General features: G+C 48.5%; 24 protein-coding genes. 14 read left to right on the top strand and 10 right to left on the bottom strand.

Going from position 1 to position 21,840, the window contains the following annotated elements:
• Positions 1 to 147: 147 nt before the first annotated feature.
• From flhA to AB3Y96_RS22110, 7 genes are read right to left on the bottom strand one after another with little or no spacing between them, the layout of a single operon-like run.
• On the bottom strand, positions 148 to 2,244 hold the full coding sequence (flhA, locus tag AB3Y96_RS22140) for a flagellar biosynthesis protein FlhA (protein ID WP_072309789.1): 2,097 nt from the start codon (positions 2,242 to 2,244) through the stop codon (positions 148 to 150).
• On the bottom strand, positions 2,231 to 3,367 hold the full coding sequence (gene flhB, locus AB3Y96_RS22135) for a flagellar biosynthesis protein FlhB (RefSeq protein WP_072309790.1): 1,137 nt from the start codon (positions 3,365 to 3,367) through the stop codon (positions 2,231 to 2,233). The genes flhA and flhB overlap by 14 nt, the downstream gene beginning before the upstream one ends.
• On the bottom strand, positions 3,367 to 4,140 hold the full coding sequence (fliR, locus tag AB3Y96_RS22130; protein ID WP_072309791.1) for a flagellar biosynthetic protein FliR: 774 nt from the start codon (positions 4,138 to 4,140) through the stop codon (positions 3,367 to 3,369). The genes flhB and fliR overlap by 1 nt, the downstream gene beginning before the upstream one ends.
• Positions 4,141 to 4,146: 6 nt before the next feature.
• Complete coding sequence (gene fliQ, locus AB3Y96_RS22125) at positions 4,147 to 4,419, bottom strand: flagellar biosynthesis protein FliQ (protein ID WP_025799703.1); 273 nt, start codon at positions 4,417 to 4,419, stop codon at positions 4,147 to 4,149.
• Positions 4,420 to 4,421: 2 nt separating this feature from the next.
• Positions 4,422 to 5,177, bottom strand: a complete 756-nt coding sequence (gene fliP, locus AB3Y96_RS22120) for a flagellar type III secretion system pore protein FliP (protein ID WP_025799701.1) — start codon at positions 5,175 to 5,177, stop codon at positions 4,422 to 4,424.
• Positions 5,174 to 5,590 (bottom strand): flagellar motor switch protein FliN, encoded by a 417-nt coding sequence (gene fliN / locus AB3Y96_RS22115; protein ID WP_072309792.1) that lies wholly within the window; start codon positions 5,588 to 5,590, stop codon positions 5,174 to 5,176. The genes fliP and fliN overlap by 4 nt, the downstream gene beginning before the upstream one ends.
• The gene (locus tag AB3Y96_RS22110) at positions 5,583 to 6,458 is read right to left on the bottom strand and encodes a FliM/FliN family flagellar motor switch protein (RefSeq protein ID WP_072309793.1); all 876 of its coding nucleotides are present in this window, start codon (positions 6,456 to 6,458) and stop codon (positions 5,583 to 5,585) included. Before AB3Y96_RS22110 ends, fliN begins: the two co-directional genes overlap by 8 nt.
• 671 nt (positions 6,459 to 7,129) lie before the next feature.
• Here AB3Y96_RS22110 and AB3Y96_RS22105 point away from each other — a divergent pair.
• From AB3Y96_RS22105 to AB3Y96_RS22045, 13 genes are all read left to right on the top strand, one after another.
• Entirely contained in the window at positions 7,130 to 8,176 is a 1,047-nt protein-coding gene (locus tag AB3Y96_RS22105) for a sigma-54-dependent Fis family transcriptional regulator (RefSeq protein ID WP_072309794.1), read from the top strand.
• A gap of 227 nt (positions 8,177 to 8,403) precedes the next feature.
• The gene (locus tag AB3Y96_RS22100; RefSeq protein WP_072309795.1) at positions 8,404 to 8,775 is read left to right on the top strand and encodes a flagellar hook-basal body complex protein FliE; all 372 of its coding nucleotides are present in this window, start codon (positions 8,404 to 8,406) and stop codon (positions 8,773 to 8,775) included.
• A 10-nt stretch (positions 8,776 to 8,785) separates the two neighbouring features.
• Positions 8,786 to 10,444, top strand: coding sequence for a flagellar basal-body MS-ring/collar protein FliF (fliF, locus tag AB3Y96_RS22095; protein ID WP_367300225.1), 1,659 nt, complete (start codon positions 8,786 to 8,788; stop codon positions 10,442 to 10,444).
• Positions 10,419 to 11,459 carry a flagellar motor switch protein FliG gene (locus AB3Y96_RS22090; protein WP_072309797.1) on the top strand — a complete coding sequence of 347 codons (1,041 nt, stop codon included), beginning with the start codon at positions 10,419 to 10,421 and terminating at the stop codon, positions 11,457 to 11,459. Before fliF ends, AB3Y96_RS22090 begins: the two co-directional genes overlap by 26 nt.
• Before the next feature lie 5 nt (positions 11,460 to 11,464).
• On the top strand, positions 11,465 to 12,244 hold the full coding sequence (fliH, locus tag AB3Y96_RS22085; RefSeq protein ID WP_367300224.1) for a flagellar assembly protein FliH: 780 nt from the start codon (positions 11,465 to 11,467) through the stop codon (positions 12,242 to 12,244).
• Positions 12,241 to 13,557, top strand: a complete 1,317-nt coding sequence (gene fliI, locus AB3Y96_RS22080) for a flagellar protein export ATPase FliI (RefSeq protein WP_072309799.1) — start codon at positions 12,241 to 12,243, stop codon at positions 13,555 to 13,557. The genes fliH and fliI overlap by 4 nt, the downstream gene beginning before the upstream one ends.
• 16 nt (positions 13,558 to 13,573) lie before the next feature.
• Positions 13,574 to 14,011, top strand: coding sequence for a flagellar export protein FliJ (gene fliJ, locus AB3Y96_RS22075; protein WP_025799682.1), 438 nt, complete (start codon positions 13,574 to 13,576; stop codon positions 14,009 to 14,011).
• A 19-nt stretch (positions 14,012 to 14,030) separates the two neighbouring features.
• Positions 14,031 to 15,485 carry a glycosyltransferase family 2 protein gene (locus AB3Y96_RS22070; protein ID WP_367300223.1) on the top strand — a complete coding sequence of 485 codons (1,455 nt, stop codon included), beginning with the start codon at positions 14,031 to 14,033 and terminating at the stop codon, positions 15,483 to 15,485.
• A gap of 39 nt (positions 15,486 to 15,524) precedes the next feature.
• Positions 15,525 to 16,469 carry a flagellin lysine-N-methylase gene (gene fliB / locus AB3Y96_RS22065; protein WP_367300222.1) on the top strand — a complete coding sequence of 315 codons (945 nt, stop codon included), beginning with the start codon at positions 15,525 to 15,527 and terminating at the stop codon, positions 16,467 to 16,469.
• 19 nt (positions 16,470 to 16,488) lie between these two features.
• Complete coding sequence (locus tag AB3Y96_RS22060) at positions 16,489 to 17,610, top strand: CDP-glycerol glycerophosphotransferase family protein (RefSeq protein ID WP_367300221.1); 1,122 nt, start codon at positions 16,489 to 16,491, stop codon at positions 17,608 to 17,610.
• Entirely contained in the window at positions 17,607 to 18,344 is a 738-nt protein-coding gene (locus tag AB3Y96_RS22055; protein WP_367300220.1) for a class I SAM-dependent methyltransferase, read from the top strand. Before AB3Y96_RS22060 ends, AB3Y96_RS22055 begins: the two co-directional genes overlap by 4 nt.
• The gene (locus AB3Y96_RS22050; protein WP_072309803.1) at positions 18,341 to 18,946 is read left to right on the top strand and encodes an HAD-IB family phosphatase; all 606 of its coding nucleotides are present in this window, start codon (positions 18,341 to 18,343) and stop codon (positions 18,944 to 18,946) included. The genes AB3Y96_RS22055 and AB3Y96_RS22050 overlap by 4 nt, the downstream gene beginning before the upstream one ends.
• Positions 18,922 to 19,587: an NTP transferase domain-containing protein gene (locus AB3Y96_RS22045; protein ID WP_072309804.1), complete on the top strand. Its 666-nt coding sequence runs from the start codon at positions 18,922 to 18,924 to the stop codon at positions 19,585 to 19,587. The genes AB3Y96_RS22050 and AB3Y96_RS22045 overlap by 25 nt, the downstream gene beginning before the upstream one ends.
• 87 nt (positions 19,588 to 19,674) lie before the next feature.
• On the opposite strand, the gene AB3Y96_RS22040 is transcribed toward AB3Y96_RS22045, so the two are convergent.
• From AB3Y96_RS22040 to flgA, 3 genes are all read right to left on the bottom strand, one after another.
• The gene (locus tag AB3Y96_RS22040; RefSeq protein WP_367300219.1) at positions 19,675 to 20,112 is read right to left on the bottom strand and encodes a flagella synthesis protein FlgN; all 438 of its coding nucleotides are present in this window, start codon (positions 20,110 to 20,112) and stop codon (positions 19,675 to 19,677) included.
• A 9-nt stretch (positions 20,113 to 20,121) separates the two neighbouring features.
• Positions 20,122 to 20,394, bottom strand: a complete 273-nt coding sequence (gene flgM, locus AB3Y96_RS22035) for a flagellar biosynthesis anti-sigma factor FlgM (RefSeq protein ID WP_072309806.1) — start codon at positions 20,392 to 20,394, stop codon at positions 20,122 to 20,124.
• A 166-nt stretch (positions 20,395 to 20,560) separates the two neighbouring features.
• Entirely contained in the window at positions 20,561 to 21,253 is a 693-nt protein-coding gene (gene flgA / locus AB3Y96_RS22030; protein ID WP_072309807.1) for a flagellar basal body P-ring formation chaperone FlgA, read from the bottom strand.
• A 229-nt stretch (positions 21,254 to 21,482) separates the two neighbouring features.
• Here flgA and AB3Y96_RS22025 point away from each other — a divergent pair, with 229 nt between their 5' ends.
• The gene (locus tag AB3Y96_RS22025; protein ID WP_025799662.1) at positions 21,483 to 21,833 is read left to right on the top strand and encodes a flagellar basal body protein; all 351 of its coding nucleotides are present in this window, start codon (positions 21,483 to 21,485) and stop codon (positions 21,831 to 21,833) included.
• Positions 21,834 to 21,840 lie beyond the last annotated feature (7 nt).

The raw sequence follows: 21,840 nt of genomic DNA, 5'->3' as shown, positions 1-21,840 counted from the left end.
CGGATAAAAGCGCGCGGGTGTTGGGTGCGCGCGCTGGCGCACCCGACTCGAACGCCTTCGCGTAAGGTTAAATGTGAATGCCGCAATTGAGAGGCGGCCGAAACCTGACATTACCCGCTTAGAAGATATAAGCTTATTAAACAAAACCTAAGCCAACGTCCCCACAATACTCAAATCACTATCATCCGGCACTTCGTTATACGAAAGCACCTGCAATCCTGCGGCGAATAGGCGTGCGTAGCGTGAAAGGATAGGGCGAAGCTGCGGAGCAACCAGCAAAATAGGTGCGTATCCTTGAGCTTTCATCTGCTCGTGGATCATCGGCATGGTATTTTGTAACTGCGACAAAATATTCGGGTCGACAGGGAAACTATCCAACGCCACTTTTCCCGCCTGCTGAGACTGATTCAGTGCACTCAGCAGCAAGTTTTCCAATTCATTATCAATGGTATATACCGCCAGAGAACCTTTATCGCCATTGACGCTATTAATAATCGCGCGGCGTAACGCGTAGCGCACATCGGCGGTTAGCAAGATAGGATCTTTGGTTACCGCGGCGCTTTCTAACAGCGTCGAGGCAATGGTCACAATATCTTTTAGCGAAACGTGTTCGGTCAGTAGTTGACGATAAATTCGCAGCAGTTGGCTGAAGTTAAGCGCGCCAGCCAGATCTTCTGCCAGTTTTGGTGCCTGTAAGCCCAAACGCGCATGAAGATGAGTGATATCGTCATAGTTGAACAGGTCCGGTAAATAGTGACGCGCCACTTTATTGACGTGCGTGGCGACCACGCTGGCGCAATCCACAACCTGATAGCCCAGATTTAACGCTTTGGCCTTTTGGTCTGGCACGATCCAGATGATCGCCATGCCGTAGGCCGGATCGGTATCTAATACGCCGTCAATTTCGCCATACAGTTCAGCGCCCGGAATAGCCATTAACTTGTCGGAGTGAACTTCGCCGGTTGCCACTTTTATCCCGTTGATATGAATGGCGTATTGGGCTGGCTTCAGGCGGAAGTTTTCACGAATCCGAATTTCGGGTAGCAATACGCCACAGGTTTCAGATATCACCTGTCGAACACCGCGAATACGCTGGGAAAGCGGGCTGCCTTTGGCGGAATCAACCAGCGTGACCAGTTTATACCCCAAGTTCAAACCGATAGGCTCGATGAGCGGAATACTATCCCAGCTCACGACCGGCGTATTGTCTTTGGAGATAGCTTCGCTGATAGCCTCCATATCGGTAACCGGCTCGGCTTTTTGCACCTTCTTGCTCTGCTTCCATCCAGCGAACAAGAGCAAACCGGTGAAGCTGAGGAAGGCAATATGCGGCATGCCTGGCACTACGGCCAGAATGAACATCACAAACGCAGCGGTATAGAGAACGGTCGGTTTTGCTAGCAGCTGAGTTTTGATTTCATCGCTAACGTCTTCACCATCACTAACGCGGGTCACGATAATCGCCGCGGCGGTCGCCAACAGCAGGGATGGGATCTGACCCACCAAACCATCACCAATCGTCAGCAGAACATATTGCTGGAACGCATGGCTGGCATCCAAATCGTATTTAAAAATACCAATACAGATACCGCCGATCACGTTAATAATCAGGATCATGATCCCGGCAACGGCGTCACCGCGAACAAACTTCGACGCGCCGTCCATTGCGCCGTAGAAATCGGCCTCGTTGGCAACGTCTTTACGGCGCGCTCTGGCCTGTTCCTGATTGATCAAGCCGGCGTTCAGATCGGCGTCGATAGCCATCTGTTTACCCGGCAGGGCGTCTAGCGTAAAGCGAGCCGAAACCTCGGAAATACGCTCAGCGCCCTTGGTAACAACCACGAAGTTGATGATCATCAAAATAACGAAGACCACAAAACCCACGACGAAGTTACCGCCGATCACTACCTGACCAAAGGCTTCGATAACCTTACCGGCGGCGCCTACGCCTTCGTGACCGTGAAGTAAAACTACACGGGTTGATGCCACGTTTAGCGTCAGTCGCATCAGCGTGGTTATCAGCAAAATCGTGGGGAAAACGGCGAAGTCGAGTGGACGTTTACTGTTGACCGCAACCAATAACACCAACACCGCCAGCACGATGTTGAAGGTGAAGAGAATATCCAGCACCAGCGGTGACAAAGGCAAAATAACCATTGCCAGTACGCACAGCAACAGGATCGGGACGCCGACGTTTCCCTGCCTTAATGTTGTAAAAGCCAGCTTTAACTTACTGTTTGCCATGCGTCTTTAGCACCTCTTTCGGGATCTCGATTTGCGTATTCAAACGGGGTTTAAATTCGGTTTGGCCTGAACGCCAAGATTTAATCTGCATCACATAGGTCAATACGTGAGCGATAGCGCGGAACAGCTGCGCGGGTATCTGTTGATTCACGCGGGTGGTGTGATAGACCGCACGCGCCAGCGGCGGAAACTCCACCACTTCAATGTTATTGGTCATCGCCACTTCACGGATATAAAGCGCAATATCATCCACGCCTTTGGCGACAATAAAGGGGGCTTGGGCTTTATCGGGGTCATACTTCAACGCCACCGCATAGTGCGTTGGGTTCGTCAGAATCACGTCGGCGGTGGGCACGGTTTGATTAATCTGCCCCATGGCCATCTGCCGTTGCAGCTGACGAATACGCCCTTTGATTTGCGGATTACCGTCGTTGTTTTTGTACTCTTCTTTCACTTCCTGTTTGGTCATGCGCATCTTTTTGGTGAACATGAATTTGCTTAGCGGCACGTCAATAAAGGCAAACAGGACGATAATGGCCACGAAATAGCTGAGAACGTGATGCAAAATGTCGAAGCCAGCCATAATGGCCTGACGCAGATACATGGTTTGCAGCTGCAACAGCGGCGTCAGGGAGTCGTGCACCATCATGTAAAGCGTTATTAGCAATACGCCACATTTCGCCAGCATCTTGCCCACGTCCACGTAGTGGCTGGCGGAAAACATGCGCTTTACACCGCTGATGGGATTAATTTTCTTAAAATCAGGGATTAATTTATTTGGCGTAAAAATCCAGCCACCCGGCACCAGACTAGCCACAATGCATGCCACTGGGATCGGGATCAGCGTGGCGATAAATTTCAATAAGATAAAAACGTTACGCAGTAAAAACTGCTCAATCACGCCATCATCATCCAGCTTGTTTCCCATAAGGCTCACTGACATAAACGATTCGCTGATCAGGTGCTTATAAAAAGGGAAAAAAACCGTCATGGTAATAAACGAGGCCAACAGTCCGGTCGCCATCGTCATATCTTTGGAACGGGGAATATCACCTTTGCCGCGGGCTTTTCGCAGTTTGCCCGAGGTGGGTTTTTCGCTCTTTTCACCTGAACTGGCAGACATCAGTTCACCCTCATATTGTCGAGGCGTGCCAAGATCTCGTTGGTTAAATTGAGATAGTGGTCGGGGACGTTCGCGATAATCAGCGTCATACACAGCAGGCCAAACAGCATGCTGATGGGGAAGCCGAGAGAAAACAGGTTCAACGTGGGGGATACACGGTTAAGCAGGCCAAATCCGCCCTGCACAATCAGCATCACGAAGGTGGTCGGCAAGGCAATTAATGTGGCTGCTGACATAATCCAGCCTAAGCTCAGCGCCAGCGTACGCAGTGAAAACTCATTAATCGCTTGCCCAATAGGCCAATAGACAAAGCCTTTGTACAGGATGGTCATAAACAACAGGTGTCCATCCATAGTGAAAAATAGTAGGGCACAAAATACAAAAATAATCTGTGAAATCACGGTGGTGGATGAGCCGCTGCTGGGATCGTTCATCATCGCCATACCGAGCCCCATATTCATAGAAAGAATATGTCCCGCGGTTTGCAGCGCAACAAATACCAGCTGAAGCGTCGCCCCGAACAGGAAACCCCACAGAATTTGTTCGCCCATCAAAATCACGCTGCGCATCGACATCAGTTCGGTGAGCACCACGTTATTGTGCAGCATGGGGGTTATCAGAATGGAAAGCCCCAGCGCGGTGCCAATTTTGATGCGGCGTGAAAACGACTTCTGATCGAAAATTGGGCTGAAATGCAGAAAAGATAAAATACGCACGAAAGGCAGCCAAAGCGCCAACAGCGGCGTAATTAACGTCTGAATATCAATGCCCATAGCGATTTATCCAACCAGTACCGCAGCTTGGTGGAAGATATCGATAGTGAAATCAGACAGCTGAGTCAGCATCCATTTTCCACCAAAGATCAGCACCAGTAGCGTCATAACCAGACGAGGCAAGAAACTCAGCGTTTGTTCGTTAATCTGCGTGGTGGCCTGAAAAATACTGACGCACAGGCCAATCAACAAGCTGGGAATAATCGCCACCACAGAGATCATCAGCACGAGGCGAATACCGCTGGCCATGATGTCGCCAGCAACGTCCATCGTCATCATAGCTATAACCCCTGCACGCTAGAGGTAAGGGTACCGACGATAAGCGTCCACCCATCGCACAGCACAAACAGCATTAGCTTGAACGGCAGCGAGACGATCAGCGGTGATAGCATCATCATACCCATCGCCATCAGAATGCTGGCGACGATCAGGTCAATAACCAAAAATGGAATGTAGATCATAAAGCCAATCTGAAACGCGGTCTTAAGCTCGCTCAGAATATAGGCGGGTGTCACCACGGTCAGATCCTGCTCTTCGGCCGCTCCGGTCACCTGAGCGATGCCCATCATCTGCGCCATCGCTTTCTGGCTGGTTTGCGCCAGCATGTATTTTTTCAGCGGGGCTTCAGCCTTCACCAGCGCTTCTTTCATGGTGATCTGATCGCTTTGATAGGGTACGACGGCATCGTTATAGACCGTGGTCCAAACCGGACGCATCACCAACAGCGTTAGTGCAAGCGCGATGCCGGTCAGGATTTTATTGGGTGGACTTTGCTGTAGGCCTAATGCCTGACGCAAAATGGCCAGTACGATAATAAAGCGGGTAAAGCAGGTCATCATCAGCACCATGATTGGCAGCAGGCCAAGCAAGGTCATCAGGATCAGGATTTCAATTTTGACATTGTAATCCTGCCCGCCGCCGTTATCTGCGGTGCTAAATAGCGTAACGTCTCCGTTTGCGGCGAGCAGCAGCGGAGAGAAAAGCAATCCGATGGTGAGCAGTAGCGTTAAGCCACCGGAGCGGATCAGGCGATTCATCGTGCCAGCTCGCCTAAGTCTTTGCTGTTGAACTCGATAATGCGCAGGCCGTATTTATCGTTAAGTACCACGACTTCTGCTTTGCCGAACAAAATGCCGTTCACCTTAATATCTAGCGGTTCGCCCGCAAGTTTGTCGAGTTCGATGACGGAGTCGTTGTTAACCGTCATCAGCTCAGCCAAAGAGATCTCTACGGAGGCAACTTCTAAGGTTAAGGTGACCGGAATACGGCTAAAGAGCGACATTTTGCGCATCTTATCCAGCGAGCTTTCGGCGTTGCTGTCCTGCTGCAAATCGTAGCGAGGGGCGCCGTCGCGATTCTGGCTTTCTGCCGTATCAGTCTGAGGAGCTTCAGACAGGTTGAAATCGTCGAAGTTAAGATCCTGCGCCAGGTCGGTTTGTTGATCACTCATAGTTCATCTCGGTGGTTTTATCGTTGAATTCAGACAAGAACAATTTGCCGCGGTCTTCTGCTACCACGGCGCTAAACATCTGCTCTTTACCGATAAAGATAGGAAGCTGTTCATTCAACGAAATAGGAATGACATCGCCAGCTTCAATGTTTAATAATTGGGAAACCGTTAAATTTAAACTCGCCAAGCGGCCATTTAGCTTTAACGGTAAACCATAAAACATACGTTCAATTTGAGCGGGGGTAATATTTTCACGCGGCTGAGTTTCTTCGATTGGTCCACGCATATTAGATAGCATTTTATCCACGTGATGGTTATCTAATAGAATAGAGAATCCGCCTTTCTCATAACCTTCTAGCCAGAACGTAACGCAATAAGACCATTGGCTAATTACCGTTGAGTAATCATTTTTAATTTCTAACGGTTCACCAAACGTTTCCTGATTGATAATTAATTGCGTTAATTCCTGAGCCAGTTTTGTTTTTAGTCGCTCTTCTGTTTTTGTTGTTGGTTGTTCTAAATCAGGAGATAGACGCGTGTTGTCTTTACTTAGACCGTAATAATCATGAAGAATATCGAGCAATAAAATACGGTCGATATCAAATGCAATATTGCCGTAAGGCGTAGAAAAAATTTGCGCGTTCTTGTAATTACAGTCCATTTTAAATGTCATTTTATTTAACGCGACATTAACACGGTATTTCTTTAAGAAATAAATACTCAGCTTGGCATCTAAGATGTCAAAGCAGTCGTTCATAATCTTTGGCAGTTTATGATAAGGACGTCCAAGCTTATTCACTTCCAGCTTAACCAAGTCAGGATGCTGGCTTTTGTTGTGTATTCTGATTCTGTTTGCTGAAGGCTGCATTTTTATTCCAAGTGTGACTTTCTTCTGGCAGCTTAAGCTTCTTCAGTCATACCCTGAATCGTGAAATATCTTGGGTACATCAAGGTTTGAATAGTGCTTGCCAAAAAATGTGTAAAAAAATTCATTTGTTACTTAAGTTATGATTTCAGTGAGTCGTACTATTTATTTGAGAGCCACAACTCTAAATCGATAATGCTCGACAATCTTCACAACACATCCTTTTTCACGGGAATAGGATTAAACCTGCATTCCACTTTCTATACAAGGGGGTTGGGCTTATTAATCTATTATTTTTATTAGATTAATATCCATTAATAACTTTGTATCTTGCTGATTATCATGCATTTATTTTTTAATACTCATTAAAAACAAGACAATGGTTAAGGTATCTATATACTCCATTTTATTGAATCGTCACCTAAGTAAACTAATCACTATGTTTATTAATTTTATGGCGATACGACTGAACTATAAATATGTTTTAGAATTGTTAACTAGAATGGATTGCCGGTAACGAAGAGGGGTAAAGATATTTACTCTCTTTTAATGTGTCACTGCTTGTAGAGAGAAAAACACGCTAAGGTTATCACCTTTGCAGCACGCATTAATACGGTATTAAGATACCTGCATATTATATGCAGGCCACTCTCGGTTTATAGAGGCTGCAATACATAATGAATATTATCGTCGATCACAAATCTCACAATGAGAACGGATTTATTGCTAATGCGCCATCCAGTGTTAGCGTGTTTTCATTAGCCCGTCGTGTGGCCAACTTTAATGTTTCTGTACTCATTACGGGTGAGACCGGTACGGGTAAAGAGTGTGTGGCTAAGTACATTCACCATCATGCACTTGGTGAGAATGCACCTTATATCGGCGTAAACTGTGCAGCTATTCCAGAAAGTATGCTGGAGGCTATTTTATTCGGTTATGAGAAAGGCGCTTTTACCGGCGCAGTGACCAGCGTTCCGGGTAAATTTGAACAGGCTAACGGTGGAACTTTATTGCTTGATGAAATTGGAGATATGCCACTTTCATTACAGGCTAAATTATTACGTGTATTACAAGAGCAGGAAGTTGAGCGTTTAGGTAGCCACAAACGCATCCCTCTTGATATTCGTTTAATTGCATCAACCAATAAAGATTTGCAAGTTGAGATTGCTGAAGGGCGTTTTCGTCAGGATCTGTTCTATCGTTTATCCGTGGTGCCAATTCATATTTCACCACTGCGTGAACGTACCCAAGATATTATTCCTTTGGCGCTGCGTTTTATTCAAAAATATCAGGCTTTCCATGCGGGTAAAACCCAGCTAACTGATGAAGCACGTCAGGCATTGTTGCAATACAACTGGCCAGGCAACGTGCGTGAATTAGAAAACGTTATTCAGCGCGGACTGATTCTGAGTAATAACGGCGTGATTAAAGGCAGTGATTTTGGCCTAGCCGCGACACCAATTCCAGCCGCGCCGGGAATGCCGATGTTACCTGCCTATGATGAAAATGCGCCCGTTTCGGCAAGCGGTGCCGTTCCCGCCATGCGCAATGTGAAGCTGCATGGCCGCATGGCTGAATTCCAGTACATCGTCGATCTGCTGAAACGCCACAAAGGCAATAAATCTAAAACGGCTGAATTTTTAGGTATTACGCCGCGTGCGCTGCGTTACCGGCTCGCGTCAATGCGTGATGAGGGCATTGATGTGGAATGTTATTCGTAGGGGCAACCCCCTCCCAACCTCCCCCAAGGGGGAGGGGCTAAAAGCGTATTCGTGTTATTGACTGGATCGAGATACACGGGGTGAGAACACCGCGGGGCGCTCCGGCGGCTAGAGCCGCTACGACCCCATCGCTGTCCTTCCCCTAATATCGGGCAAAAGTGTGACGTTTTGAACTCTTGTCGGGCGGAAAAAAACATCAGGGTACTGGCCCGTAAAGGAAATAAGTGATGGATAAGATTGAAGGTTTAGGTATGCCGGCGTCGCAGATGCAAATGATGCAACGCATGCAGCAAACCGCGGCGGCAGCGTCGGCGGGCATTGCGCCAAACATGACTATTGCGCCAGCGAACACCTCGTTGTTCCCTTCAGCGCCGCAGTCTGTTTCGTTTGGTCAGGTGATGAATAACGCCATCAACCATGTCGATCAAATGCAGCATGTTGCCAGCGCCAAACAAACGGCGATTGATACCGGCCAAAGTGATGATTTAACCGGCGCAATGCTGGAAAGCCAGAAAGCCAGCGTGGCCTTTTCTGCCATGGTGCAGGTGCGCAATAAGCTCACCACGGCGCTGGACGAAGTTATGAATATCGCCCTCTAAAGGTTAGTCAGTGTTAAACAAAATCAAAGCAAAAATCCCCGCGTTGCCGCAGGGTATCAATAAAAATATGGTGATGATTGGCGCCGCAGCCGTTGTGCTGACCGGCGCAATTGTCATTTCTTTATGGCGCAGCAATCAGGGCTATGTCGCGCTATTTGGTTCTCAGGAAAACATACCGGTTTCACAGGTGGTTGAAGTTTTGGGCGCTGAGAATATTGCTTACCGCATCAATCCTGATAACGGCCAACTTCTGATTGATGAAAGCAGCCTGCCAAAAGCCCGTATGGCGCTGGCAGCCAAAGGTATTTCAGCGGTAATGCCAAGCGGCTACGAGCTGATGGACAAAGAGGAGATGCTGGGCAGCAGCCAGTTTATCCAGAACGTTCGTTACAAACGTAGCCTCGAAGGTGAGTTGGCACAAAGCATTATGGGGTTGGATCCGGTTGAGCATGCGCGCGTGCATCTTGGCCTGATGGAATCCAGCTCGTTTGTGATGAGCAATAAACCCGACAGCAGCGCCTCCGTGGTGGTGCGTTTGCGCTATGGCAAAGAGCTGAACGATCAACAGGTTGGTGCGATTGTGCAGCTGATTGCCGGTAGCATTCCCGGTATGAAAGTCGCCAACGTGCGCGTCGTCGATCAGAACGGCACTTTACTGTCAGAAGGCTTCCAAGCGGGTAATTCCAATATTGCCGGTATTCGTCAGGGCAACGACGTGATCAACCGTCTAAAAGCCGATACCGAAAAGAATATTGCCAATCTGCTGAGCTCCGTGGTGGGTACCTCGAACTACCGTATCAGCGTCGTTCCACAGGTTGATATGAGCAGCGTTGAAGAAACGCAGGAACGTCTGGGCGGCGATCCGCGCATCAGCAACGAAAGCGTCAATCAGGAAAACACCACCAACGAATTAGCGATGGGCGTTCCGGGTTCCTTGAGTAACCGTCCGGCTCCGCCAGCTCCAGCGGCAGGTGCAGCTCCCACCGATGCGAACAACAACCAACAACAGGCGCTTTCCACGCGCAATCAGGCTCAGCGTAATTACGCCTACGACCGCGACGTGCGCCATATCCGTCATCCGGGATTCAAGCTAGAAAAAATGACGGTCGCCATTGTGTTGAATAAAGCCGCCCCGGCGTTAGCCGAATGGACGCCAACTCAGGTTACCGGCCTCACTAAATTAATTGAAGATGCGGCGGGTATCAGCCGCGATCGCGGCGACTCGCTCACGCTCGACATGATGGCATTTACGGCTCCGGCCGATATCGACATGCCGATGATGACGTGGTGGCAAGATCCCGCTATTCAGCGCTGGGGTGAGATGGGCGGAATCGGCTTCTTGGCTCTGCTCGCCGTGCTATTTGGTGTGCGCCCGGTTGCGCGTCGATTCAGTCAGGCACGTGAGCCTGTGACCGTTGATGCGATTACCGATGAAATGCCAGATAACAAGCTACTTGAAAAAGAGATGGTGACAACGGATGAGGGACTCACCCAAGGGCTCCCGAATGCCATCGCCTTCCAAGAAGACAACAATCTGCCGCCGCAAAGCTCCGGTCTGGAGACCAAGGTGGAATATATGCAAATGCTGGCTCAACGTGAAACCGAGCGAGTGGCTGAAGTATTGAAACAATGGATTAACAGCAATGAGCGTGATGGCACAAAACAATAGTAGTCGAATCGGTTCGAACGCCAACAGCGAACGTAGCCGCGTGGAGCAAGCCGCTATTTTGATGCTGAGCATTGGTGAAGCAGCGGCGGCAACCGTGATGCAAAAACTCAGCCGTGAGGAAGTGATTCGCATCAGTGAAACCATGGCGCGCATGCACGGCGTTAAGGTGGCGCACGCTCGTCAGGCGATTAATAACTTCTTTCAAGATTATCAGGAGCAGAGCGGCATTAACGGCGCCTCGCGAACTTACCTGCAAGGGATCTTGGAAAAATCACTCGGCGGTGAAATTGCCCGCAGCGTGATCAACGGTATTTATGGCGATGAAATTCGCTATCGCATGGCGCGTTTGCAGTGGGTCGATATTCCCCAGTTAGCCGCGCTGATTGAGCAAGAGCACTTGCAGCTGCAGGCCGTGTTCTTGGCTTTCCTGCCGCCGGAAGTGGCTGCAGGTATTTTGACTTATCTGCCTGAAGAGCGTCAGGACGAAGTGGTTTACCGCATCGCTAAGCTGGATGACGTGAACCGCGACGTCATTGATGAACTGGATCGACTGATCGAACGCGGCGTTGCCGTGCTGTCAGAACACGGTTCGAAGGTCACCGGTATTAAGCATGCGGCAAACATTGTGAACCGTATTCCTTCTAACCAGCAGATTTTGTTAGACCAGCTGCGCGAGCGTGACGAAGAAGTGGTGGATGAGCTGAAAGATGAAATGTACGAATTCTTCATTCTTAGCCGTCAAAACACCGCCACGTTGCAGCGTCTGATGGATGAAATTCCGATCGAAGATTGGGCGGTGGCGCTGAAAGGTACCGAAACCGTTTTACGCCAGTCCATTTTCAACGTGATGCCAAAGCGTCAGGTTCAACTGCTGCAAAGCACCACTGCCCGCTTGGGACCCGTGCCGGTTAGCCGTATTGAGCAGGTACGTAAAGAGATCATGAGCTCGGTGCGTTCGCTGGCTGAAGATGGCGAAATTCAAGTACAGCTCTTCGCTGAGCAAACGGTGGAATAACGGTTATGCATAAAGAAAACCAAAAATCAGTTTTTGCACCGCTAAATAGCCGCCGTGCCGCTGCGCGTCAAAGCGCCGTTCCACGCCAGCATAAGTTTCCGCCGTTGCGGAAAAGCTGGCAGAAAGCCAATGGCTTAGCGAGTGAAAGCGGCGACTTAATGCAGGCGCTCGATCCGGCAGAATATCAAAAGCAACTGATGGATGGTTTTCAGGACGGATTAAACCGCGGCTTTGCTCAGGGTCTGGAAGAAGGCAAAGAGGAAGGCTATCAGGAAGGCGCGAATACGGGTTTTGAAGAGGGAATGCGCAAAGGTTTTGCCGAAGGCAAACTGGCGGGCAAACAGCAATTTATCGATGCCGCTGAGCCGCTTGATTCTCTCACTGCTCAGCTACAGCGTTATCTTGATGGCTATGAACTTCGTCGCCGTGAAGAGCTGTTACAGCTGGTAGAAAAAGTGACACGTCAGGTGATCCGCTGCGAGCTGACATTACAGCCAACCCAGCTATTAACGCTGGTGGAAGAAGCGCTCAGCAGCCTGCCGCAGATCCCCGAACAGCTCAAGGTGTATCTCAACCCTGAAGAATTCCGCCGCATTAGCGAAGCGGAGCCTGAGAAGGCGCGTGAGTGGGGACTGTGTGCGGACGCGGATATGGCACCGGGCGAGTGTCGAGTAGTGACAGACACCTCCGAGATGGATGTTGGCTGCCAGCATCGCCTCGATCAGTGCATGGATGTGCTGCAAAGCAGCTTACTGCCTGATACCGCAGACGAGCTGGTTGCATGATAAACACCGACTTTGAGCAGGCGCTAAAATCCATTGAAAACATCAATCTGGCGCGTGTGGCCGGACGTTTGGTGCGAGTCAACGGCATTCTGCTGGAGTGCGTTGGCTGCCGCTTAGCAGTGGGGCAACTTTGCCGCGTAGAAAGCACTGAACATGAGTTGATGGATGCACAGGTTGTCGGCTTTGACCGCGATGTCACTTACCTGATGCCGTTCAAACACCCGGCCGGTTTAATTGCGGGCGCGCGCGTATTTCCAGCCGAAAAAGATGAAGGCGTGCTGATTGGCGATCAGTGGCTAGGCCGCGTGGTGAATGGATTAGGTGAACCGCTTGATGCCAAGGGCAAACTTGGCGGCGATACCTTATTACCTCAGCAAATTGCGCAAATTCACCCGCTGACGCGACGTCCGGTTGAAGAACCATTAGACGTTGGCGTGCGCGCTATTAATGGCCTGCTCACCATCGGTAAAGGGCAGCGTGTTGGTCTGATGGCCGGCAGCGGCGTGGGTAAAAGCGTGCTGCTTGGCATGATCACCCGATATACCCAAGCAGAAGTCGTCGTGGTTGGATTAATCGGTGAGCGTGGCCGAGAAGTGAAAGAATTTATTGATAATTCGCTGGGCGCTGAAGGCATGGCGAAGTCCGTGATCGTCGCGGCGCCGGCGGATGAATCGCCGCTGATGCGTATCAAAGCCACCGAGCTTTGCCACTCGATTGCCAGTTACTACCGCGACAAAGGCAAAGACGTGCTCTTGCTGGTGGATTCACTCACCCGTTATGCGATGGCACAGCGTGAAATTGCGCTGTCATTGGGCGAGCCTCCGGCAACCAAAGGCTATCCGCCTTCGGCGTTTGGCATCATTCCCAAGCTGGTAGAAACCGCAGGCAACAGCACCGGTACAGGCACCATGACGGCAATTTATACGGTTCTGGCCGAAGGTGATGACCAGCAGGATCCGATAGTGGACTGCGCGCGAGCGGTGCTCGACGGGCATATCGTTTTGTCTCGCCATTTAGCAGAAGCGGGGCACTATCCGGCAATTGATATTGGCCAGTCAATCAGCCGCTGTATGAGTCAGGTGACGCAACGCGATCACCAGCGTGCGGCACGTACCCTCAAACAGCTGTATGCCGAATATATGAGTATCAAACCGCTGATCCCTCTTGGTGGCTACGTGGCGGGAGCCGATCCCACGGCCGATCGCGCGGTAAAACTCTCCCCGGCGATCCACAATTTCTTGCAGCAGGAAGTCTCAGACGCCGCGCTGCTTAACGGCACCATCAGCGATCTTTGCCTGCTGGCAAAGGCCTAACTCGATAGGTATTTCTATGAGCAAGATGATTTCAACGCTGGAACAGCTGCGCCAACTGCGTAACCGTGCGGTACAGGACATCAGCGGAAAGCTCTCCTCACAGAAGCAGCTTTGCCAGCGCTATGAACGCAACATCGCTGCGCTCACTGAGCTTTCGGCCGGAGTGCCACAGCTACAGGGAAGTTCGGCACTGCTGATGAACAACCAGTCTGGCTACAAGAAAAACATTCAGCGCGTAATCGAATGGCAAAGACAGGAACAGGCGCTGGCGGATATTCAGGCTAAGCAGCTACAGGCAGATTTAGTTCACGAAGCTCGCCGTGAAAAAAGCGTGGAGCTGGTACTCGAACAGCGCCGTGATTTTGTGGCGCGCGAACGTGAGCGACAGGCTCAAAAAGTGACTGATGCGATCTCGACCCAGTGCTGGTTGCGCCGTCAGGCCGCGACGCGTTAATCAGATACGGTACATAAGTGTGAAAAATAAACTGAATAATAAAAAAAATACGTCGTCGAATTTGATGAACCATTTGCTCCAACGCCAGGGAAATCATCGGATTGAAGGCGAACAACCTTTTGTGAGCGTGGTGTGTCCAAGCTACAACCGCCGCGAATTTTTGCCCTATTTACTCTATATCTATCAATATCAAGATTATCCAGCCGATCGTCGTGAGCTGATTATCATCGATGATTCGCCACACAGCAGCCAAGATCTGGTTGATATGCTGGTTGACCCTAGCACGGAGAACGTACGCTATATCCACAGCGAGCGTCGTTTGATGCTGGGTGAAAAACGCAACATGCTCAATGATCTGGCTAACGGTGAATATATCGTCTGTTTCGACGATGATGACTACTATTCGCCGCAAAAAATCTCTTATCAGGTGGATGAACTCCAGCGCAACAACGCGCTGTTTTCAGGCTCCGATCAGATCTACGTTTGGTACAGCCATCTCAATAAAATCTATCGCACTCACCCTTTTGGGCCGAACCATGCGCTCAACGGTACTTTTGCCTATCACAAAAAATTTCTCAGAAAGCATCGCTATGAGCATGAGGCGATGCTGGCTGAAGAGCAGGGCTTTCTGAATAATTTTACCGCGCCGGTATTACAAATTGATCCCAAGCGCGCCATTTTGTGTGTATCGCACAGTGCTAATACCTATGACAAAGATTACATCATGTCGAGCTGTGAGCCGGTTGAGCTAACGCTGGAAGACTTTGTTCAAGATACCAATTTGCTGGCGCATTACCGCCGCCTAAGCCTGACACCTTCGACCCAGCCTGTTTATTGGGAGTGTTTTGAGAAAGTGGTGGTGCTATTTGACCCCGCTAGTGAAGCCGATTTGCCCGATCGTTGTCAGGCGCTGATGGCGTTTGGTATCCCCTCTGAACGGCTGATTTGTGTGCCTAAACGAGCGGAATCAACGCGAGAGATTTCTCAGCTCACCACGCATTGCCACGTACTGGAGCAGGCGCAGCAGCAGGGATGGCGCAACGTATTGATTTTGGACGCCGACATTCAGTTCGTGAAAAAAGAGAATACGGTTGCCAACGTCAACGGTTTGCTCCAAGCCTTACCCAACATCGAATGGAACGTGGTGCTGTTGGGGGCGAAGCATTTTGAGATGCACCTGATGGAAAGCCTGCCGTCTGTTGGCCGAGTGTATGACGCACTTTGCGGCTGCGCGTATGCCGTCAATAGCAACTATTTCAATACATTACTGACCCACTACCGTGAATGTTTAACCTCGTTGCAAGCGGGTGCTGAACCCAAAGCCGCACGCATGGATATGCGCTGGAAAGAGCTGATGCAACAACATTGCTGGCTGGCATTTCACCCCAGCTTCGCTTACCTGAACCGTGATTGGGATTACTTGCAGGATAAAGAAATTGACTGCACTCACTGGTTCTTTAGAAAACCTAAGTAAAGAGCTGCGCGCAAAGGCGTTGTTCTGGAGAAGATTGAAATGCAACTGATTGAAAGTTATCAGCCTGAATATGTGGCTCGTTTTGCGGCGCTTCAGGAGACGTGCGTCTGCCCTAAGTGTAAAACCGAGCAGGGCGAATACCCGCGTGTCACTCAACGCTTCAAGAATCAAGAGCGCGAAAGCCTGATGCTGGGCTGTGAGAGCGCGGTGCGCGAGACATTGCTCAACCCTGAGGCTTTTGTGTTACATCCAGTTCAAACACAGGCTATGGCGGAAGACGCTCTCAGCCCGTGGCTAGAACAGGTGAATCAGCAGTGCATCAATTTAACCATTCAGCGCGCCATGAACCTAGAGTGCAGCCTGTATGCCATCGGCGTGCTGTTGAGCAAAGCGCAAACTTTGTCAGAGCAAGGCGATGAATCCTGCTCGCAGATAGCTTCAATGGGTGAACAGCTGATGTTGTTGGCCGATCAAGGCGTGCTACAACAGCAACTGGGTATGTTACCGCCGATTGTGGATAGCCGACTGGAAGCGCTGCAAGGCATGGGCGCGCTACGCCTGAATCTGAATCTGCCTTTGGCGCAAAAAATGCCGATGATGCTGAAGCTCAGCGAGTTAAGCATTATGCAGCCAGCACGCTTAGCGGAACGCTTGCAGGAGCTGGGGGCTGCTTGGCAGACGCAAACTCTCTTTACCGAACAGCCACATATTTTGCGCAATGCGTTGCTGTACAGCCTATATCACCACGTATTCCCTGGTATTGATGCTAAGAACTATGGCGAGTCATTCTTGGTTCTCGCGCGTCATTTCTTCCGCCTAAAAATGCTGTGCGCGATGTGGTTAACCGATAACGAACAGCTAACCGAAGAAAACGTGGTGACGCTGTTTAGCGCGTATTTTGCCTGGCAGTCCACGGAAACGGTGCCGTTCAATGCCGATCACACCGCGGATTACAGTTTGCTGACGGGGTTGGCGCTGATTTAGCTGAGATATGAATTAACGTATGACCATTAATGTAGATTTTTTATTTCAGTGGGCTCCTGGCTGGACAAACTATGAGTCAGTGATCGCTGTTCTTCAGAGTGATAAGCGATTTTGTTGTCGTTTAATCTTATTACCGTTCCACCATAGTGGAGTGTTAGATCATGAGAACAGAGAAGCTAGAGAGTTTTTAGAGCAGCGCGAAATTGATTATATTTGGCATGAGGACTACGATTTTGCTAACAAAAGGCCAGATTTGGTCTTTATACAAAATCCCTATGACTTCACACGACCAGAGCGTTTTTCTTGTCTTGAGCTCAAACGAGAAAATATAAAATTTGCCTATATTCCCTATGGTCTCGATGTTGGTGATGGCGAGCAGAATCTCTCATACCAATACAATATGGATTGCCATAATCTAGCGAGTTGGATATTTGTAAGGTCGTCCCAGCATAAGCATTTCTTTAAAAAATATTGCTCGGCGGGTAACAAAAAAGTTCATGTTACTGGGCATCCGAAATTTGATGCTTACCGAAAATATCAGAATGTGAATGTAGAGGGAAAAACGCCTCATACTCCGGTTCTACTTTGGACCCCTCATTTTTATGAAGAGGGGCGCAAAGGGTGGTCAACGTTCAAGGTTTATTGTATGGCTATGCTATTTATGGCCATTAATTATCCGATAAAACTTATTATCAGGCCCCATCCTCTATTTATGGGGAGACTTAGGCTTTGTAATGGTGAGGTAGTTGAAATGTTCAAAAACCTCATTAGCTACGCTAAGACGTACGAAAATATAACTTTTGATATGAATCCATCGTATCAGGATTCATTTCTTAACGCTGATGCGCTGCTTGCTGATGCAGGTTCATTCTTGCTTGAATTCTTGCCGTCAAAAAAACCGATACTCTATCTCACTCATTCTGAGTGTCGGGGATTAAATGAAAGCGCAAAGTTTATCCATGAAAGCCATTATGTGGCTAGCGACGAGCAGGATATTGATGATTTTGTGAAAATGCTGCTAGCTAATGATGATCCTAAATATGATTTGCGTATGCAGGCTTTGAAAGAAAATATCTTTATTCCAGAGAAAAGTGTCGGGGATGAAATACGCAAGGTTTTATTAAGCCAGGTGAGAAAATGACTACATCAAGAATTTATGGCGATCGACAGATTGAGTTAGATAGCCAAAGTATTTATCAGTTTTTTGAAGGTCGAGCAGAAGAAAAAGATAAGCTGAAAATGACAATGTACCAGCCTCATGACATCTCTTCTGCCCGAGATTTACATGAGAAAAATGTCATTTTGCCTAAACTACGCCTTTCCAATGATGCCAAGGTTCTCGACGTGGGCTGCGGTAATGGTCGTTGGTATGATTCACTGTCAAATTATGGTGTCAGTTATGTTGGAGTAGATTTTTCTCCCTCATTGATTGCAATCGCCAATGATACCTACGCTGCGGATGAAAATTGCACATTTATCACGCTTAAAGCTGATGATGTTTCATCTCATTTAATGATTAATGGTGATTTTTTTAGCCACGCGATCGTTTCTGGTGTCATGATTTATTTGAGCGATCTTGAAATAACCAGAATGCTTAAAGGCATTGCGAGTTGTACTACCCAGGGTAGCCTAATTTATATTAGAGAGCCTGTGGGTATCGAACGTAGATTGACACTAAATAAACATTGGTCGGATGAGCTTAACTCTCATTACAGTGCGATATATCGCACTAAGCAGGAGTTAATAGACTGTGTTTGCCATCAAGATGAAAACTCACTGTCGATTAAATTGATAGATTCAGGGTTAATGTATGACTCTACATTAAATAACCGTAGTGATACCCAACAAATGTTTTTCATTTTTGAATGCCTATGAATACACTATTTTGTTTTGATCTGGATGGGACACTTACGCGCAGAGAGCTGCTTCCGCTGATTGCTGCGGAAGTGGGTTTAGAACACGAGTTTGACGTGTTGACTAAGTTGACTATTGACGGTGTGATTAGCTTTGAAGAGTCTTTGCGTTTACGCTTTGCAATCCTAAAAACAATTTCGATAGACAAAGTACAGAACGTTATTGCAGAAGCAGAGTTATTCAAAAATTTAATCAGCTTCATAAAAGAACGAAAAGACTCATGCTATGTAATAACTGGAAACCTCGATGTTTGGATTCGTCCTCTGATGGAGTCGATTGGCTGTAATTATTTATGTTCAAAAACAAATTCAGAGGGAGATAAACTCATATCCCTCGATTACATCATGCATAAAGGCCAAGCTATATCAAAATTACGCCAGTTATTTCCCAATCGAGTGGTCGTCGCTATTGGCGATGGAAATAACGACTATGAGATGTTCGAAGCGGCAGATAAGTCTATTTCTGTTGGACTAACGCATAACCCTAGTCCGAACCTTATCGCCGTTTCTGATTATATTGTTTATCATGAGGATTCACTATGTCGACTATTAAACACGCTGTAATTGCGGCTGCTGGGTTGGGCAGTCGCCTTGGAATGGGGTGTCCAAAATGCCTAATAAAAATCAACGGAACGCCTTTAATTGCCTATCTTCTCAAGCTATTAGAGGATGTTGAAGATGTAAGAATTGTGGTTGGCTATCAAGAGCAAGAAGTGATGGAGTGTGTTTTACGCTATCGCAAAGATATTACTTTTGTTAGAAATCCAAACTATCGTACAACATCTACATTAACGAGTTATTTTATGGGGGCTGAAGGGATATCTGAGCGTTGCATGTTTATGGATGCTGATATTATCTTCCAACCTGAGTCATTTATAGGCTTCAAACAGTTTTGCGCAGAAAATAATAGGCAGGATATTATCGGCGTGACAGCAGCCAAAACGCGTGATGCTGTTTATGTTTCGCTAGATAATGAAAAGGTATCATCGTTTTCAAGAGAAAATATCACTGAGTTTGAGTGGGCAAATCTTTGCTACATTTCCTCGAGCCTGCTCACGAAACAGGGGGATTCTGTTTTCCAACAGCTATCTCAGTATTTGCCCTTAATGAGCTACCAGATAAAATCGTATGAAATTGATACTAAATGCGATTTATTAACGGCGACTGAGTCTCAGGTTGCTGAGGATGTTTACTACTGTATGTAGTGTATTCGAAAATAAACCGCCTTATATCGATTACCTTGTATTGATTAGCATGTATCGATTAAAAGACGGTTTACTCATGCAAAAAACTCACCCTTCCTGATACAAATAAGCTTCCGGCTGGGCGGCATTAATCAGGTTATTCACAATATCCTGCTGCATGTGCAGCATCACGCCGTTGCGCTCATTGATTTCTTTACAGCGTTTGGCCTGTTGCTCAAGATCAGCCCACAGTGCGTTGACCTTAGGCTGATGCTGTTCGGGCAGGCGAGCAAAAAGATCGGTGATGCCTTTACGTCCTCCGGCAACGCCCAGAGACTGTAAAATGTCATGCCGTTTTTGCGCACTTTCTGTCAGGCGCTGGTAGTTTTCGACCAGTTCATGATTGAGCGTGCTGAGATCGTCGGCGTTGCGCGCAATAATGTAGGCGCGCTGCTTTTCGAGTTGGCCGATAAGCTCAATATAGATCTTTCGGTCACTGACGATATCTTGAATTAGCGTATTAACCTTTTGCGCAGGCGTAGTCATATTCCCTTTCTATCCTTTGTAATATTTCTCTATGGCGAGCGTGAGTTCGTCCAGATTGATGTCAATTTTTCCGGCGCTGATGGCGTCTTTCATCGCGTTAACGCGATCCATATCGACTTCCGGCATAGCCGCAAGTTGCCCCTGCGCTTCACCCAGCACGGGATCAACCGATGTGGTGGCCTGAGTACGTAAGGTGGTCGCAGACTCTGCATTGGCACTCTTGGTGTTTGCAGTATTGTTGACGGCCTGAGTCAGGTTGTACTGGGTTGGCGTTACTTTCATTGCATCTCTCCGAAACGGGTATCCCGTTGGTCATTTTCTGTCTGGCTGCGCAAGGTTAACCACTCGTTTTATCGATTTAGAGTATCGACTAGAGGCGGAAGTCTTCCTTCCATACCCAACTATAGCGACCAGCCAACAGCAAAACTTAATTATCCGCGCAAAAACTTTACTGGCCCGGTGCGTACAGCATTCGCACGACGCCAATATTGTCGACAACGGCGCTGACCACACGCTGGCTGCTTTCGTTTTTCACTTTGATCATGTCGCCTTTACGGCCTTTTTTCATCGCTTCGCCCATGGTGCGAGCCTCGATGCCGTCTTGTTCGGCAATCATAACGACGCGCTGGCCGCGATCGACCATGATGGGCTGATCGAGCTGGGCAGGGCTAATCGGCTGTAAATCGCGAATGCGGCGTTTCACCGTTAACCCCACAACGTCGTCAGGATTGGTGATGACCCCCGCACGGCTGCTGGAGATATTGCGTTTTTTTAACTCGATATCAGAAGGGGAGATGACCGCACCGCGCTCAAGGGTGTTCTTCGCCACAACCACCGGTAAATAGATATCCGGTTTCACGGTTACGTCGACCTCCCACCCGTTGGCATCTTCACAGCGAATGTCATAACGCAGACGGCTCAGATCGCGTTTATCTCCCGTGGGCAGCGCAGCCTGCAACGGCTGAGAGCAAACCCGATAGCCGCTGACCTCTGACGGAATAAACACGTTCATTTTCGCATTGAAATCTTTCCAATTTTTACGTTTGGCTTCGCGATTGATATCGGCCGTGGCCACTTCCACCGCGAGGGCATAAATCTGCTTGCGCGCGCTAGACGTGCTGGGCTTGGCGGTTTCTTTCATCGCCCAGCCGGAGGTGAGCGGAAGGGTACACAGCCCGAAAACCACAAGGGCTCGGCCAAGGGCATGCGGCGGAAGGAAAGAACGCTTCCTAGTGTGGCTAACTTTAGGCGTAACTTGTTTAAAAATCATATTGTTATAACTCTGGCATGGTAATTGCTATATCAGTGGCGGACAGCAGTAAATGACAGAGAAACAACATTTTACAACGACGTGATGAGAGGAAGTTTCAGTGGGCTTAAGTTTTGACAAGGCATTAGGTGTTCATCCACAGGCGGTACAGCTTCGACTTTCCCGAGCAGAGCTGTTATCGGCGAACTTAGCTAACGTCGACACCCCAAACTTTCAGGCTAAAGATATTGATTTTGCCGCTGAGATGCAACGTTCGAGTTTGAACTTTTCGACCAACAACTCGGCAGAACTCAAATATCGCGTGCCTTATCAGCCCGCTAGCGATGGCAACACCGTTGCTCTGGACGTTGAGCAGGCTGAGTTCTCGAAAAACGCGCTGGATTACCAAACCAGCTTAGCGTTTTTAAACATGAAGTTTGTGGGCCTTAAAAAGGCAATTGACGGTAAGTAATTGATTT

The sequence above is a fragment of the Hafnia alvei genome (assembly GCF_964063325.1).
In the GTDB taxonomy this organism is placed as follows: domain Bacteria; phylum Pseudomonadota; class Gammaproteobacteria; order Enterobacterales; family Enterobacteriaceae; genus Hafnia; species Hafnia alvei_B.
The sequence above is the reverse complement of the archived record's forward strand: the minus strand, read 5'-3'. Positions and strand labels throughout refer to the sequence as shown.